At 67.7% G+C, this 12,661-nt stretch carries 12 protein-coding genes; 3 read left to right on the top strand and 9 right to left on the bottom strand.

Annotated elements, in window-relative coordinates; translation table 11 throughout:
* Window positions 1-10: 10 nt before the first annotated feature.
* Window positions 11-832, bottom strand: coding sequence for a 3-methyl-2-oxobutanoate hydroxymethyltransferase (gene panB, locus AC1RB9_RS17585; RefSeq protein ID WP_003087450.1), 822 nt, complete (start codon window positions 830-832; stop codon window positions 11-13).
* A gap of 80 nt (window positions 833-912) precedes the next feature.
* Between panB and AC1RB9_RS17580 the strand changes: the two genes are divergently transcribed.
* On the top strand, window positions 913-1,695 hold the full coding sequence (locus tag AC1RB9_RS17580; protein ID WP_003117756.1) for an AraC family transcriptional regulator: 783 nt from the start codon (window positions 913-915) through the stop codon (window positions 1,693-1,695).
* A gap of 10 nt (window positions 1,696-1,705) precedes the next feature.
* On the opposite strand, the gene AC1RB9_RS17575 is transcribed toward AC1RB9_RS17580, so the two are convergent.
* The 5 genes from AC1RB9_RS17575 to AC1RB9_RS17555 form a co-directional block, all read right to left on the bottom strand.
* A complete protein-coding gene (locus AC1RB9_RS17575) occupies window positions 1,706-3,007 on the bottom strand; it encodes a cytochrome c (protein ID WP_003449880.1) in 1,302 nt (433 codons plus the stop codon).
* Window positions 3,008-3,056: 49 nt separating this feature from the next.
* Window positions 3,057-5,303, bottom strand: coding sequence for a xanthine dehydrogenase family protein molybdopterin-binding subunit (locus AC1RB9_RS17570; RefSeq protein WP_003449883.1), 2,247 nt, complete (start codon window positions 5,301-5,303; stop codon window positions 3,057-3,059).
* Entirely contained in the window at window positions 5,300-5,791 is a 492-nt protein-coding gene (locus tag AC1RB9_RS17565) for a (2Fe-2S)-binding protein (RefSeq protein ID WP_003097907.1), read from the bottom strand. Before AC1RB9_RS17565 ends, AC1RB9_RS17570 begins: the two co-directional genes overlap by 4 nt.
* Before the next feature lie 206 nt (window positions 5,792-5,997).
* Window positions 5,998-6,420 carry a MarR family winged helix-turn-helix transcriptional regulator gene (locus AC1RB9_RS17560; protein WP_003120438.1) on the bottom strand — a complete coding sequence of 141 codons (423 nt, stop codon included), beginning with the start codon at window positions 6,418-6,420 and terminating at the stop codon, window positions 5,998-6,000.
* A 38-nt stretch (window positions 6,421-6,458) separates the two neighbouring features.
* Window positions 6,459-7,364, bottom strand: a complete 906-nt coding sequence (locus tag AC1RB9_RS17555) for a substrate-binding periplasmic protein (RefSeq protein ID WP_003120437.1) — start codon at window positions 7,362-7,364, stop codon at window positions 6,459-6,461.
* On the opposite strand from AC1RB9_RS17555, the gene AC1RB9_RS17550 reads away from it, so the two are divergent.
* Together AC1RB9_RS17550 and AC1RB9_RS17545 are read left to right on the top strand one after the other, a co-directional pair.
* Entirely contained in the window at window positions 7,363-8,397 is a 1,035-nt protein-coding gene (locus AC1RB9_RS17550; protein WP_003097898.1) for an amidohydrolase family protein, read from the top strand. The genes AC1RB9_RS17555 and AC1RB9_RS17550 overlap by 2 nt on opposite strands.
* 68 nt (window positions 8,398-8,465) lie before the next feature.
* The gene (locus tag AC1RB9_RS17545) at window positions 8,466-8,942 is read left to right on the top strand and encodes a DUF3859 domain-containing protein (protein WP_003449891.1); all 477 of its coding nucleotides are present in this window, start codon (window positions 8,466-8,468) and stop codon (window positions 8,940-8,942) included.
* A gap of 173 nt (window positions 8,943-9,115) precedes the next feature.
* Here the strand turns inward: AC1RB9_RS17545 and bosR are convergent, their stop codons facing one another.
* From bosR to fabB, 3 genes are all read right to left on the bottom strand, one after another.
* Window positions 9,116-9,556, bottom strand: coding sequence for a biofilm oxidative stress transcriptional regulator BosR (gene bosR / locus AC1RB9_RS17540; protein ID WP_003087468.1), 441 nt, complete (start codon window positions 9,554-9,556; stop codon window positions 9,116-9,118).
* 105 nt (window positions 9,557-9,661) lie between these two features.
* Window positions 9,662-11,287: a methyl-accepting chemotaxis protein gene (locus AC1RB9_RS17535; RefSeq protein WP_003097894.1), complete on the bottom strand. Its 1,626-nt coding sequence runs from the start codon at window positions 11,285-11,287 to the stop codon at window positions 9,662-9,664.
* Between the two features lie 154 nt (window positions 11,288-11,441).
* Window positions 11,442-12,659 (bottom strand): beta-ketoacyl-ACP synthase I, encoded by a 1,218-nt coding sequence (gene fabB / locus AC1RB9_RS17530; RefSeq protein WP_003097892.1) that lies wholly within the window; start codon window positions 12,657-12,659, stop codon window positions 11,442-11,444.
* Window positions 12,660-12,661 lie beyond the last annotated feature (2 nt).

Genomic DNA, 12,661 nt, shown 5'->3' with positions numbered 1-12,661 from the left:
GACCGCCGGCTCACTCGCGCATGGCGAAGCAATGCCTGGCCTCGGGGAAGCGCCGTTCGCGCACGTCCTCGGCGAAGCGCCGGGCCGCCTCGTCGATTTCCCGGTCGAGGCGCGCGTAGCGTTCGACGAAGCGCGGTACCTGTTCGCCGCTTAGCCCGAGCAGGTCCTCGCTGACCAGTACCTGGCCGTCGCAGGCCGGCGAGGCGCCGATACCGATGCAGGGGATCGCCAGTTCTTCGCTAAGGCGACGGGCCAGCGGCTCGCCTACGCCTTCGATGACCACCGCGAAGGCGCCGCCGCGCTGCATGGCGAGGCCGTCGCGGCGTACCCGTTCGGCGCTTTCCGGGTCACGCCCCTGGGCCTTGAAGCCGCCCATGGCGTTGACCTGCTGCGGCATCAGGCCGATATGGGCGAGCACCGGTATGCCACGGCGTACCAGGAAGTCCACGGTTTCTTCCATTTCCTCACCGCCTTCCAGCTTCACCGCCTGGGCGCCGCTGTCGGCCAGCAGGCGTGCGGCGTTGCGGAACGCCTGTCGGGGCGATTCCTGGTAGCTGGCGAACGGCAAGTCGGCCACCACGCAGGCGCGCCGACTGCCGCGCATCACCGCCAGGGTGTGGGCGACCATCATCTCCAGGCTCACTCCCAGGGTGCTGGGCATGCCATAGAGCACCATGCCCAGCGAATCGCCGACCAGCAGCAGGTCGGCATGCGGATCGAGGAGGCGGGCCATGGGCGTGCTGTAGGCGGTCAGCGCCACCAGGCTGCCGGCACCCTTGCGGCGCTGGATATCGGGAACGGACAGGCGATGTTGCGGGCGATGACTGCTCATGGCGTGGCTCCGGTTTGTCTATGGGGAGCCACACGCTACCATCGGCCGCGCACCGCTCACTCGACGGATGGGGACAACCGATGCCGCAAACGGGACAAGAACGCGACCTGCCGCGATTCCGCAGCCTGCCCTGCGCGGTGTACCTGCGCGCCTTCGAGATGCCCGCCGGGCACCGGGTGGAGATGCACGAGCACCCCTGGGGCCAACTGATGTACGCCGCCAGCGGCACCTTGCGCGCCAGCACCGAGCGGCACAGCTATCTGGTGCCGGCGCAGCGGGCGCTGTGGATTCCGCCGGGCGTCCGGCACGCCGCGGAGGCTTGCAACCCTGTGCTGTTCCGCAGTCTCTACCTGGATCGTTCGCTGCCCGGCGGTTGCCGGGTACTGGAGGTGTCCGGCCTGCTGCGCGAACTGTTGCTGCGGGCGGCGGAGTTTCCCCGTGAATATCCGCCGGGTGGCGAGGCCGAGCGTCTCATGCAGGTGGTCGCCGATGAGGTCGGGCGCCTTCGCGAGGCGCCGCTGAACCTGCCGTTGCCTGGCGACCCGCGCTTGCGCCGGATCACCGACGCGCTACAGGCGGATCCCGCCGATCCGCGCGGCATCTCGGATTGGGCGGGACTGGTGGGGGCGTCCCGACGGACCCTGGCGCGGTTGTTCCGCGAGCAGACCCAGTTGTCGTTTCGCGAGTGGCGCCAGCGCCTGCGTCTGCTCAACGCGGTCGCCGCGCTGGAGGAGGGCGCCAGCGTGACGCGGGTGGCCAGCGACCTTGGCTACGACTCCACCTCTGCGTTCATCAGCCTGTTCCAGCGTCATTTCGGCCAGACCCCCGGTTGCTTCGCCCGCTCCCTGCGCTTGCCCAACTGAGCCGCATGCTTCAGGGCGCCGCCTGTCGGCGCAGGCTTGCCGCCTTGGCCGCGAGGTCCGGCCAGGCGGGCTTGCCGGCGAAACGCTCGCGCAGGTAGTTGGCCAGGGCGGCGACTTGCCGGTCGTCGAGGCTGTGGCGGAAGCCGGGCATATAGCCGAGGTCGCCGGTGGCCGGGCTGTGGATGCCGTCGAGGATGATCCGCAGCAGGTTGTCCGGGCTGTCCGCATGCACATTGCTGTTCAGCGCCAGGGATGGACGCACGCCGAAGAAGCGCGGTCCGTCGCCGTCATGGTGGCAGGCCAGGCAGGCCCCGGCGAACAGGCGCGCGCCGCTGCCGCTGGGCGGTTGCACGCGGCCGTAGCCCTGCCGGTCGAGGCGTTGCGCCTGTTGCTGATCGGTTTCCCCGGCCGGGGCAGCGGCGTAGGACGCAAGGTAATGGGCCAGGGCCCGCAGGTCCTCGTCCGGCTGCTTGGCCAGGCCTTCGCCGACCACTGGCGCCATCGGCCCGCTGGCGACCCCGTGGTAGGCCGAATAGCCGTGGCGGAGGTAGGCGTAGAGGGCCTCCTCGCTCCAGGCGATGGGCGCCGGCGAACTGGCGTTCAAGGCTGGCGCGGTCCAGCCCTCCGCCTCGCCGCCGGCGAAGTGCGCGCTGCCGGACTTTTCCGCGCCGAGCGCATTGCGCGGCGAGTGGCAGGCGCTGCAATGGCCGAGGCCTTCGGCGAGATAGGCGCCGCGGTTCCATTGCTGGTTGCGCGTCGGCTCGTCGCGGTAGGCGCCGGGCTCCAGGAACAGCAGGTTCCAGCCGGCCATCAGCTGGCGTTGGTCGAAGGGGAACGGCAGCTGGTTGGCAGGCGTTTCGCTGTGCACCGCCGGCTGGCTCATCAGGTAGGCGTACAGGGCCTTCAGGTCTTCGTTGCGAGTCCTGGTGAAGGCGGTGTAAGGGAACGCCGGATACAGGTAGCTGCCGTCGCGGGCCACGCCATGCCGCATGGCCCGCTCGAAGGCGGGGTAGGACCAGCCACCGATGCCGCTCGCGCGATCCGGCGTGAGGTTGCTGCTGTAGATCGTCCCGAACGGCGTCGGCAAGGCCCGTCCGCCGGCGTTGCGCGGGCCGCCTTCGCGAGTGTGGCAGACCGCGCAGTCGCCGAGGGCGGCGAGGCGTTCGCCGCGGGCGATCTGCTCGGCGCTGAAGGGACCGGGTGTGCCTTCCAGTGGCGCGATGGCCGGTTGCCAGGCGTAGCCGAGGGCGATGGCGGCGAGCGCGACGAGGCTGCCGGAGGCCCAGAGGCCGATACGTGTTGCCTTCTTCATCTGTCAGTCATCCACTGCGCGGGGCGCCGCGGCGCCCCGGGGAAAAGGATCAGGCCCGCGCGCTGCGCAGCGCCGCGAGTACGCGTTCCGGAGTGAACGGCACCTGTCGCAGGCGCGCCCCGGTAGCGTCGAAGATCGCATTGGCGATGGCCGCGGCGCTGGGCACCGAGGCTGACTCGCCAGCGCCCATCGGTGGCTGCTCGGGGCGGTCGAGCAGCAGCACGTCGATCTCCGGCAGTTCGGGGAAGCCGAGGATCGGGTAGCCGCCCCATTCCAGGCTGGTGACGCCGCGGCGGTCGAAGGTGGCGAACTCCTTGAGTACCCGGCTGGTGGACTGGATGACGTTGCCGTGGACCTGGTGCCTGACCCCATCGGGATTGACCATCTGCCCGCAGTCATGGGCGACCCAGACCTTGGCGACGCGCACCGCGCCGTTCTCCGGGTTCACCTCGACGTCGACGATCCAGGCGGCCCAGGCGGCGCCGAAACCGGGAAACTTGCTGTGGAAGTAGCGCGCATAGGCGAAGCCGCGTCCCTTCAGCAAGCCGTCCCGGCGCGCCTCTGGGTTGGGGGAGGTGCGTGGCTGCCAGCCGGCGCGGGCGACCAGGGCGTCGATCAGCGCCAGGGCGCGCTGGTCGTCCAGGTAGCGGCGGCGGAAGGCGATGGGGTCGATGCCGGCCAGGTGCGCCAGTTCGTCGGCGTAGGACTCATGGGCGAACACGTTCGGCAGCGCCGAGACGCCGCGCATCCAGGACGCGCGGACGATGGGGGCGGCGTCGTTGGCCACCACCCGCATCCGCGGGTAGCGGTATTGCGGGATCGCGGTGCGGTCGCCCATGTCGGCCACCTGCGGGGTGGCCGGGATCCGCCTGGTGAGGAGCAGGGCCAGGGTCGGCGCACCGTTGGAGGGGTAGCAGGTGGCGAAGTCGTAGGCCGCCACCCGGCCTTGCTCGTCGAGACCGCCGCGGACCTCGATCAGTTGCGCGGTGCCTTTCGGTTCCCAGCCATGTTCCTGTTCGCGCATCAGTTGTACCCGCACCGGCCGGCCCACCGCCTGCGCCAGGAGCACGGCGTCGGCGCTGACGTCGTCGGCGCCGTTGCGTCCGTAGCAGCCGGCGGCTTCCATGCGGATCACCTCGATGTCCCCGGTCTCGCGCTGCAGCAGCCTGGCCAGGTCGTTGCGCAGGTCGTGCGGGTTCTGCGTGCCGGACCAGACGCGAGCGCGCTGCGCATCGACCTCGGCGAGGGCGCAGGAAGGGCCGATGGAGGCATGCAACTGGTAGGGCCAGACATAGGTGGCCGACAGCGGCCGGGCGATGCCCGCGAGGTGCTGCTCGAGACCGGGCGAGTCGTGCAGCGTGCGTGGCTTCTTCGGATGCCGGCGAAGCGTGTCCTCGAGCCGGTCGGGTTCCAGCGGCGGCAGGCCCTGCCAGTCCTTCCAGCGCACCTTGAGCTGGCGCGCGGCGCGGATCGCCTGCTCCTCGCGTTCGCAGACCACGCCGACGAAGTCGCCGATCACGACCACCTTGACCAGCCCCGGCAGCCCGGCGACCGAGCTTTCGTCCACCGCCAGCAGGCCGCTGCCGAGCGGGGCGCTGACATCCGCGCCGGTATAGGGCGGGCGTACCACTCGTCCATGCAGCATGCCGGGCAAGCGCATGTCGTGGACATAGGTCAGTTGACCGGTCAGCTTCGCCGGGATGTCCACCCGACGCACCGGCTTGCCGACCAGACGGTACTCGCTGCGCGGCTTGAGCGGCGCCTTGCCGTCGATGTTCAGGTTGAAGCGCTGGCCTCGCAGCAACTCGCCGTAGCCGATCCGTCGCTGCGGATTGGCGGCGGCGAAGACCTGGCCGTTTTCGCTGCGCAGGCTGTCCGGATGCACCGGGAAATGGCTTCCGGCCTGGCGCAGGAGGAAGCGCCGGGCTTCGGCGGCGGCCTGGCGCAGCGGCACGGCGCTGACCTGGATGCTGGCGCTGGCGATGGTCGGCCCCTGGTCCGGTGTGCGACGGGTGTCGCCGAGGATCATCTCGACCTGCTCGAACGCGACGTCCAACTCTTCGGCGACGATCTGCGCCAGTGCCGTGCGGATGCCGGTACCAAGGTCGACGTGGCCGCAGAAGGCGGTGACCTTGCCGTCCGCGGCAATGGCGATGAACGAGTCGACCTGGTCCAGCGGCAGGTCGGTGGCGCCCTGCTCGGCAAGGGCGAGCAGCGGGGCGGGCAGGTTGACGGTGACCAGCAGCAGGCCGCCGGCCTTGAGGAAGCCGCGTCGCGAGGGATTGGCCAGGCTCATGCCGGGTGCTCCTCCTGATGCTCCTTCAGGCTCTCGGCGGCACGCCGCACGGCCTTGAGAATCTCCACATGGGTGCCGCAGCGACACAGGTTGTAGGCCAATTCCTGGCGGATCTCGCCGTCGCTGGGGTTCGGGTTGCGATCCAGCAACGCCTTGGCGGTCATCACCATGCCGTTGATGCAGTAGCCGCATTGGGCGGCCTGTTCGTCGATGAAGGCCTGTTGCAGCGGATGGGGATGGGCGGCATCGCCGAGTCCTTCGAGGGTAACCACCCGGCGGCCTACGGCGGCCTCCACTGGGGTGATGCAGGAGCGGGTGGCGACGCCATCCATCAGCACGGTGCAGGCGCCGCACTCGCCGAGGCCGCAGCCGAACTTGGGACCGTTCAGTTGCAGGTCGTTGCGCAGGACATAGAGCAGGGGGGTATCGGGGGCGACATCGAGGCGCAGGGACTGACCGTTGACGGTCAGGGCAAGGGCATCGCTCATGGCGGTTTCTCCCCATGCCGGCGGCATGGCTGTTCATCAGGCGGATATCCCGTCAGCCGTGCCTGGTAGCATGCGGCTATGCGGGAATTTGTTTGTATACAAACATGTTATGAACGCCTGCGGCGAACTGTCAATGGCAGGCCGCTACGACGAAAGGCGCAGCTCCGGGCGACGCAACGCGGACAAAAGGATAGACCGCAATGGCCTCAGGTCAGGCGAGCGAGCAACCCGCGCAGGGTTTCCTGTTCTTGCGGGGAGAGGGGGGCCAAGGCCTGCCGGTTGATCTCGCGGGCGGCCGCCAGGCCGGCCTCGAGTTCGGCGCGTCCGGCAGGACTGAGACTGACCAGCAGGCGCCGGCCGTCGTCCGGATCGGCGCTGCGCTGGATCAGTCCCCGTTTGTCCAGGCGCTCGACGACGCCCTTGATGGTCGCGGCGTCCATGGCGGTGAGTCGGCCGAGCTGGTTCTGCGGGCAGGGTCCGGTCTCGCCGAGGCGGACCAGGGCGGCCCACTGGGTGGGGGTCAGGCCGTTGCCGATGCCATTGGCGAACAACGCCGCATAGCGCTGGTTGGCTTGGCGCAGGATGAAGCCGATCTGGTCGTCGAGGCGGTACGGGGCGTTACGGGACATGCTGGACATCGGTGGTGGCGTGAGGGCTTCATTCTAGCTCACGGCCGGTACCAGAGCGCCTCGCGCTGAAAAGGAGTTTTTCCTGGAAGATAGGGGTTTTTCAGCTCGATTATTCTCCGCTGCCGAAGGGCAAGCTTGCCCAGCCGCGTCTTGAAATGTCGCTCGAACAGCCGTTCGAAGCTACCGTCGGCAATCGCCTTCTCCAGGCCCTGGCGAATGGCCTCGGCCAGTTCCGGGCGTTGACGCGAAACGAAGAAATAGAAGGCCGCGGGGTAGTGCAGGGCCACGTGCTGGTCGATCGCCAGGTGCAGCCCGGCGCGGGAGGCGTCCTCCAGTTCTCCGTCGATCACTACGACCTCGCGGGGGAAGACCTCGAAGCGGCCGGCATCGAGCATGCGGAACAGGCTCTCGTAGTTCTGGCTGGTCTTCACCTCCAGGCCGTTGGCGCGCAGGATCGGTGTGTCGGCCCAGTCCTGGCGCTGGCCGAAGCGCAGGCGGCGGAGATCGTCGAGGGTCCGCGCCGAGGCCAGGAGATCCTTGTTGGCGGCGCTGACCAGGGGGATGCGCCAGCCGATCAGGCCGCGATAGATCGGAATGCGGATCGGCAGCAGGGTCTCTTCCAGGTCGTCGCGGGACTGCGCCCACATCACCTGCAGGCCCGGATCGTCCTGCTCCAGGCGCAGTTGCGCACGGGACTGCGGCATGGGCTGCGCGCTGGGCTCCAGGCGGTAGTCGCCGCCGCTCCTGGCCAGCGCCAGTTGCAGCAGCTCGACGACGTAGGGTTCGGGGTTGCGCCCTTCGGAGTGGCGCGGATAGATCACCCGTTCGCCAGCCCCGGCATGCCAGGCCAGCAGGCCGAACAGCAGGGCCAGCCAGCGGAGCGGCGAACCCTGGCCGAGCGGCAGCGGTCTATGTTCACTCAGGCCTATCAGGAGGAATGCCATGGCTGGCCCCCGTACGCGTGCCCTGTTTTCGACATTGTTCGCCCTGTCCCTGGTGACATCCTTGACCCATGCCAGGGATTATCGCTACAGCGACGCTCACGTGCACTATGTGGATTTCTTCCAGGAAAGCGAAGGCATGCCGCGGCTGCTGGAGGCGATGGACAAAGGCCGGGTCGACCATGTGATGCTCAGCGGCGTCGCGGTCGCCAAGAAATGGCACGAGGACGAGCCGAAGCGGCCGCGCTACTACGCTGGTGACGATGCCGGAGCCTATTGGTACAGCGCCACCGACGTGATCGTGGCGGCGGCGGTGAAATCCCTGCCAGCCGAGCAGCGGCGGCGCGTGCATCCGTTCCTGACCGGTTTCAACCCGACCGACAAGAACGCCGACGCGCACATCCGTCGCATGCTGGAGCTGGACCCGGGACTCTGGCAGGGCATCGGCGAGATCTTTACCCGTCACGACGACCTCACCGCGCTGACCTACGGCGACGTGCCGAGGGCCAACAACGAGGCGCTGGCGCGGGTCTATCACCTGGCCGCCGAATTCGACCTGCCGGTGTTGCTGCACGCCAACGTCACTTCCAAGCGCGAACGCAACCCGCTGTACCTGGCGGAAATCGAGGAGCCCCTGCGCAATCACCCGCATGTGCGGTTCATCTGGGCCCATGCCGGGACCAGCATGGAGATCCATCGCCACCAGAAGAAACTGGACTTCCTCCTGCCGACCCTTCGGCGTCTGCTACAGCGCTACCCGAACCTCTACATCGACCTGTCCTGGTCGGTGTTGCGCCCGTACCTGCTGGACGAGCAGGGCAAGCCCGATCCGCAGTGGCTGGCACTGGTCGAGCGGTTTCCGCAACGCTTCATGCTCGGTTCCGATGTGGTCGGCCAGTTCGACAGCCTGCCCGAGTTGATGGCGAGCTTCGATCCGTTCCTCGACGCCTTGCCCGAGCAGGTCGCTCGCCAGGTGGCGCGGGACAACTTCCTGGCGGTGCTGCCGCGCCAGCCCGCCGATCCGCGAGGCGAATAACCCGGATTCGTCATCAGTCTGTCATGCCGGCGTCATAGGCTCGCGCCAGTCCCATCCAGGAGTGAGTCATGTCCTTCATCCGTTCTTGCATCAGTCGTTCCGTCTTCCTGCTCGGCGCCGGCGTCGCCGTGGCGGCGCAGGCCGAGGTGCGTATCGACGGCCCCATCGAATATGGCGTGTTCGAAAGCCGCTACCAGGATTTCCAGCCCGGCGAACGGGTATTGACCCGTGGCGAGCAGAACATCCAGCAGACCACCGAAGTCCCGGCCAAGCTCGGCACCAAGTTCGGCATGCGTTATCAACTCAGCGGCAAGCAGGAAGGCGATACGCCTTTGACGCTGCTCTACCTCACCCCGGGCGTGGTCACTCCGGATGGTCAGCGGCATGACAAGTTCGAAGTGGTGCAGAAGCTGGTGCCGGGCGCGCCGACCGATGTCATGGCCTACGAATTCACCGAGCCGCACGAAGTGGTGAAGGGCGAATGGCGGTTGATGGTGTTCCAGGGCGATCGCCTGCTGGCGGAGAAATCCTTCGACGTGCGCTGAGCGCGAGCCATGCAAAGCGCTGGTTTTCTTGTGTGGCGTGGATAACGCGGGGGCGCCATTCGCTCTACCGGGCAAGGGTTGCCTGCGTGCGGTAGGGCGGATAACCGCCTGCGGTTATCCGCCGTTTGGGCGGCGTACGAACGGATGCCGACGGTAGCCTGTTCGTCCTTCGATCAGTCCCTGCTGACCCGGGTATCTTCCGCGGCGAGCGGACTGCCGTCGCCGGCGCGTACCTGCAGGCGCGGCACCGGCTGGCCGCTGTCGCGCTCGACCAGGCGGACATGGGATTCGTCCGGGGCGAAGAAATAGTCCTCGCCCCACTGCCGAATCGCCACCAGCAGGGGGAAGAGCGCGCGTCCCTTGTCAGTCAGGCGGTATTCCTGGTGACTGCCGCTTTCGGCCGGGACCGCCACCATCACGCCGTGCTCCACCAGGTTGCGCAGGCGCGCCGCCAGGATGTTCTTGGCCAGGCCGAGGCTCTTCTGGAATTCGCCGAAGCGCGTCAGTCCTTCGAAGGCATCGCGCACGATGAGCATCGACCAGCCGTCGCCGATCACGTCCAGCGGGCGGGCGACTGGACAACTGGCTTGCTTGTGGCTGGTGCGCTTGACCATCTGGGCGGCTCCGGAGGGGGAGAGGATCGGGTTTCATGGTAAAACCCGGGCTCCACGCTGGGCAACCGGAGGAAGTGCGCCGCCGTGAGACGGCGCACGGCATGGTCAGACGACGAAGCGGGTGACCATGTTGTTCAGGTCGATGGCCAGTTGCGACAGTTCCTGGCTGGCGGCTGCGGTCTGGTTGGAGCCGGCGGACGTCTGCAGCGAGATGTCGCGGATGTTCACCAGGTTGCGGTCGACCTCGCGGGCCACCTGGGCCTGCTGCTCGGAGGCGCTGGCGATCACCAGGGTACGCTCGTTGATCTGGCCGACCCGCTCCGCGATCTCGTTGAGCGCCAGGCCGGCGGCTTCGGCGATCTCCAGCATGTTGCGGGCGCGTACGCTGCTGCTGTCCATGGCGCCGACCGCGGCGCCGGTGCCTTCCTGGATGTTGGCGATCATCTGCTCGATCTCGCGGGTGGATTCCTGGGTGCGATGGGCGAGGGCGCGAACCTCGTCGGCGACCACGGCGAAACCGCGGCCCTGCTCGCCGGCGCGAGCCGCCTCGATGGCCGCGTTGAGCGCCAGGAGATTGGTCTGTTCGGCGATACCGCGGATTACGTCGAGGACCTTGGAAATGTCCTGGGCCTTTTCCGCCAGGCCGCCGACCAGCGCCGAGGTATTGTCCACTTCTTCGCTCATCAGGCGGATCGCCTGGACCGTCTCCAGTACCCGCTGGCGTCCGTTCTGCGCCGATTGCTCGGAGGCGGACGAGGCGTCCGAGGTGGAGCTGGCGTTGCGCGCCACTTCCTCGACGGCGGCGGTCATCTCGTTGACCGCGGTGGCGGCCATCTGGATTTCGTCGTTCTGCTGGGTCAGCGAGCGGTTGCCCTGCTCGGTGACGGCGCTGAGTTCCTCCGCGGCGGAGGCCAGTTGGGTCGCCGAGCTGCCGATCTGCTGGATGGTCTGGCGCAGTTGTGCCTGCATGCCCTGGAGGGCGACCAGCAGCTTGGCCGGTTCGTCGCGGCCAGAGGTGTCGATGCGGCTGGTGAGGTCGCCGGAAGCGATCACCTCGGCCACTCGCAGCGCCTCGCCGATCGGTTGGGTGATGCTGCGGGTGAACAGCCAGGCCAGTACCACGGTAGCGAGGCCGGCGACCAGCAGTACGCCGATCACTGCGGCGAAGGCGCTGTCATAGACCTCATCGGCCGTGTGGCTGGCCTGGCTGGCGCCCTTGACGTTGAAGTCGATCAGCGCCTGCAGTTGCTGCTGGGTGGCGCGGTACTGGTCGAGCAAGGTGCTTTCGGTGTACTGGCGGGTCTCTTCCAGCGGCTTGCTGCGCGACATCTGCACCAGGGTCTGCTGGCTTTGCAGGAGCGTCTGCCGGGTAGCCAGGTAGCGCTCGTAGATCGAGCGCTCGTCGGCACCACTGATCAGCCGTTGGTAGGCGCCCTCGCGATCGGTCAGTTCCTTGCCGATTTCCGTCATGCGGCTTTCCAGGAAGCGCTTGCTGCTATCGTCCGCCGCCAGCACATGGGCCAGTTGCACCTGCCGCAGTTCGGCGAGTAGAACGTTCAACTCGGCGCTTTCGCGGACGCTAGGCAGCCAGTTGTCGCTGATGTCCGAAGAGGCTTCGTTGAGCGAACCCATCCGGTTCAGGGAAAAGATGCCGGTGATGACCAGCAGAGCGGTGATCAGGGCGAAACTCAGGGCGGCACGGGTCGCGATGGGCATACTGCGCAAAGACATGATGGCGGATTCCAGGGGGCAGGAAGAGGGACGGGGCTGACCAGTACTATCGGCAGGCAGGGCGGGAGGTTTAGCCCGTTCATGCAGTCCGGGTAAAGAAACGCTGGGTACAAAAAAGCGCCCCGGAGGGCGCTTCATGCGGCGATGGAGGGAATCAACCCTGCCAGCGCTTGAGGACCAGGGTGGCGTTGGTGCCGCCGAAGCCGAAGCTGTTGCTCATGACGGTATCGAGCTTGGCGTTCTCGCGGGTCTCGCGGAGAATCGGCAGGTCGGCCACTTCCGGGTCGAGTTCGTCGATGTTGGCGGAGCCGGCGATGAAGCCGCCCTCCATCATCAGCAGGCAATAGATCGCCTCGTGCACGCCGGCGGCGCCCAGCGAGTGGCCGGACAGGCTCTTCGTCGAGCTGATGGCCGGCGCCTTGTCACCGAACACTTCGCGCACGCCTCGGATCTCGGCGACGTCGCCGACCGGGGTGGAAGTGCCGTGGGTGTTCAGGTAGTCGATCGGCGCGTCGACGGTGGCCAGCGCCTGCTGCATGCAGCGGATCGCGCCTTCGCCGCTCGGGGCGACCATGTCGTAGCCGTCGGAGGTGGCGCCGTAGCCGACGATCTCGGCGTAGATCTTGGCGCCGCGCTTGAGCGCATGCTCCAGCTCCTCGACCACCACCATGCCGCCGCCGCCGGCGATGACGAAGCCGTCACGCTTGGCGTCGTAGGCGCGGGAGGCCTTTTCCGGCGTGTCGTTGTACTGGGTGGAGAGGGCGCCCATGGCGTCGAACAGGCAGCTCTGGCTCCAGTGTTCCTCTTCGCCGCCGCCGGCGAAGACCACGTCCTGCTTGCCCAACTGGATCTGTTCCATGGCCTGGCCGATGCAATGGGCGCTGGTGGCGCAGGCGGAGGAGATCGAGTAGTTGACGCCCTTGATCTGGAACGGTGTGGCCAGGCAGGCCGATACGGTGCTGCCCATGGTGCGGGTCACGCGGTATGGGCCGATGCGCTTGACGCCTTTCTCGCGCAGGGTGTCGATGGCTTCCATCTGGTTCAGGGTGGAAGCGCCGCCGGAGCCGGCGATCAGGCCGGTGCGGGGGTTGGAAATCTGTTCCGGAGTCAGGCCGGAGTCCTTGATCGCCTGCTCCATCGCCAGGTAGGCGTAGGCGGCGGCATCGCCCATGAAGCGGAAGACCTTGCGATCGATCAGCTCTTCGAGGTTCAGGTCGACCGAACCGGAAACGTGGCTGCGCAGGCCCATCTCGGCGTAGGACGGATTGAAGCGAATGCCGGGCCGACCCGCACGGAGGTTGGCGGAAACGGTGTCTTTGTCATTGCCGAGGCAGGAAACGATGCCCAGACCGGTGATAACGACGCGACGCATGC

This window comes from Pseudomonas sp. 20-5, assembly GCF_056782835.1.
This window is presented reverse-complemented; position numbering and strand designations above follow the sequence as displayed.

Bases quoted from the DNA above. Each gene is read 5' to 3' on its own strand.
- panB (WP_003087450.1), bottom strand. From the start codon at position 832: ATGAGCAGTCATCGCCCGCAACATCGCCTGTCCGTTCCCGATATCCAG.
- AC1RB9_RS17580 (WP_003117756.1), top strand. From the start codon at position 913: ATGCCGCAAACGGGACAAGAACGCGACCTGCCGCGATTCCGCAGCCTG.
- AC1RB9_RS17575 (WP_003449880.1), bottom strand. From the start codon at position 3,007: ATGAAGAAGGCAACACGTATCGGCCTCTGGGCCTCCGGCAGCCTCGTC.
- AC1RB9_RS17570 (WP_003449883.1), bottom strand. From the start codon at position 5,303: ATGAGCCTGGCCAATCCCTCGCGACGCGGCTTCCTCAAGGCCGGCGGC.
- AC1RB9_RS17565 (WP_003097907.1), bottom strand. From the start codon at position 5,791: ATGAGCGATGCCCTTGCCCTGACCGTCAACGGTCAGTCCCTGCGCCTC.
- AC1RB9_RS17560 (WP_003120438.1), bottom strand. From the start codon at position 6,420: ATGTCCCGTAACGCCCCGTACCGCCTCGACGACCAGATCGGCTTCATC.
- AC1RB9_RS17550 (WP_003097898.1), top strand. From the start codon at position 7,363: ATGGCTGGCCCCCGTACGCGTGCCCTGTTTTCGACATTGTTCGCCCTG.
- AC1RB9_RS17555 (WP_003120437.1), bottom strand. From the start codon at position 7,364: ATGGCATTCCTCCTGATAGGCCTGAGTGAACATAGACCGCTGCCGCTC.
- AC1RB9_RS17545 (WP_003449891.1), top strand. From the start codon at position 8,466: ATGTCCTTCATCCGTTCTTGCATCAGTCGTTCCGTCTTCCTGCTCGGC.
- bosR (WP_003087468.1), bottom strand. From the start codon at position 9,556: ATGGTCAAGCGCACCAGCCACAAGCAAGCCAGTTGTCCAGTCGCCCGC.
- AC1RB9_RS17535 (WP_003097894.1), bottom strand. From the start codon at position 11,287: ATGTCTTTGCGCAGTATGCCCATCGCGACCCGTGCCGCCCTGAGTTTC.
- fabB (WP_003097892.1), bottom strand. From the start codon at position 12,659: ATGCGTCGCGTCGTTATCACCGGTCTGGGCATCGTTTCCTGCCTCGGC.